We start from the raw sequence: 2,294 nt of genomic DNA, 5'->3' as shown, positions 1-2,294 counted from the left end.
GTTTGCTTTGGCCAAAGTATGGCGAGCAAGAATGCTAGAGGCCATTAATCAGCATACAACGTTGTGGCTGCCGAGTGGCATACCCAAGCAATGGGTGGTCGATTGTAGGCAGGTTGGTTATGGTCAGGCTGCACTGAGTTATTTAGCTCGCTATCTCTATCGTGGCGTGTTGCCTGATGAAGACATCATCCATATCACCGATGATACGGTCACGTTTCGCTATAAAGAGAGCCAGACCAATGCATGGCGAACGCGCACTTTGCCCATCCTTAAGTTCTTGCTGCTCATTTTGCAGCACGCGCTCCCCAAAGGGCTACAACGAGTTCGAGACTACGGATTTTTACGTGGTCAAGCACAAGCCTTAAGAGTTCGTATTCAGCTGTTGCTGTTGAACTTGGTCTATAGGATGCCGCCAGTGCCAGCACCGGTAAGGAGCAAAGCGATACGAGTATGCCCTTGCTGTGCACATGAGATGGCGTGCGTTCGAGTAAGCCGACCCATGTAGCCGAAAGGCATTTGACAATAAGGAGAATGGCATTGACGAAATCAAAGGAGATGTGACGACGAAAGAAACGAAAAACAGCTAACTGGTTGATAAGATTGCTATCGCAACCTTATCTTGACCTCGCTCGCCTTGAGAAAAGCCTCAAAGCGATGTGCCCTTCAAGTTCAATCGTACAATTTACTTAATAAAGTGGCTTCGGGCTTGTTCAACACTTGGGATTTAGTGTTGGCTACGCAACACCTTAATCCTTATTAGTTATGATAATATTCATTTTCAATACCTTACATAACTCGAGAACATTGGAAGATGGCAAGTAAGATACTTCAATCTATAGCTAAAGATAAACTAGATAACCTATTTCAAGCCTACAACACCTCACATAAAGTATTTTGGGACGAGAACAAAAAAAAGTTGCTACACCCTGGTGAATATGGCGAGTTCCGTGAAAAAGCCGCGAGAGAACTGATATCTCTTTTCATACCTCAAACGATGAAAGTTGATGAGGGTTTTATCATTACAAGTCAAGGAGAAGTGAGTAGCCAATGTGACCTAATTGTATATGACCCTAACTCTTGCCCAAACTTAGTTAGCGCCGCACATCAGAAGTTCTTTCCTATTGAATGCGTTATAGCAGTTGGTGAAATAAAATCTGACATTTCTTGTGCTTCAAATATGACAAAAGTCCTTAATAAGCTGGCAAAAACTAAGAAGCTAAAAGAGTCAATACCTAACCCAGTCACATATAGAAGTTTCGATAATAGGCATTTTTGCCCAACCCACAGAGAGCTAGATCAAATATTTACATTTGTGCTAGCTAAAAGTATTCCTGACATGCCTGAAGGTGGCTTTAAATATAACCAAAACATTCTTCATCGTCATCAGCACAACTTTATTGTTGGTATGAAAGGAGGGCACGCATGTTACAAAAAAGATAATGTCAATTCATACTGTTATCCCCAAACCGATTTTGTTGAACATGAACAAGTGAGTTGTCCTGAACAAAATCAAACTATAAACGTAAACTTCGGGATACTTCTGACTTCAATTTTTGAACACTGTACGTCTGCGACGCTTCTAGAACTAAATCCATTACTTTACCTTGCGGATGATATTACTTCTCTTGATGAAGAGGAGTTCGAAGACATTAAATCTGAAGACTGCAGAAGTTAACCTTATAGCTAGATTCATTGGGCAGCCTTCCCATCTGCCCATTATTATCATAACGATTAGCTAAGTGGCTAACAAACCTACCACCTCGCCCAATTTAAACACCTTAAACACACAACTAAACCAAGCTGAAAATGCCAAGCGTTTGTTAGTCCGTCTTTAGCGCCTTGTTAGTTTGCCACCGCGATAAAGCCAAAGGTTTAGCGCCAAGGTGCTGAATTGGTTACAAACTACTGGCTTTAAACTCATAAGTAAAATGAATAGTTCAAAACTCAAACCCAATCACCAAACGAACTTGGCAAAGAAGACTTTCGAAGATGCTGACAGCCAAACACGCCAAGCCTTGAAGGATGTGAATCACTAAAGACACCAAAGAAGCCGCGGCAAAGAACTGGTGAAAAAGAACCTTACTAACGCATAAGAACTGAATAACACGGAAATCACTTAACCGAAAACTCACTACGCATGATGAAAAACACGATGATAATGAATGGAGAACTAACAGGTGCTTAGCAAAAAAAACGAGCTAGCTTTTAGACCAAAAATGCTTTTCTGCCCTTTGCAAACTAGACATAATGACCCCCACGAAAGGTGCTAGCCTCCAATATCGTGGGTTAGCTTA

Annotated in this window: 2 protein-coding genes; both read left to right on the top strand. The window is 41.6% G+C overall.

Translation table 11 applies throughout. The annotated features are described in order from the left end of the window. A partial coding sequence (locus tag ACED25_RS23265; RefSeq protein ID WP_371696248.1) for a transposase occupies positions 1-505 on the top strand: 505 nt, incomplete at its 5' end. Positions 506-811: 306 nt separating this feature from the next. Beyond that, positions 812-1,675: a DUF6602 domain-containing protein gene (locus ACED25_RS23260; protein ID WP_371696247.1), complete on the top strand. Its 864-nt coding sequence runs from the start codon at positions 812-814 to the stop codon at positions 1,673-1,675. Positions 1,676-2,294: the final 619 nt, after the last annotated feature.

The sequence above is a fragment of the Vibrio sp. 1F263 genome (assembly GCF_041439035.1).
Classification (GTDB): Bacteria; Pseudomonadota; Gammaproteobacteria; order Enterobacterales; family Vibrionaceae; genus Vibrio; species Vibrio tasmaniensis_A.
Note: the sequence above shows the minus strand (reverse complement) of the source record. Positions and strands in the feature narration are given on the sequence as shown.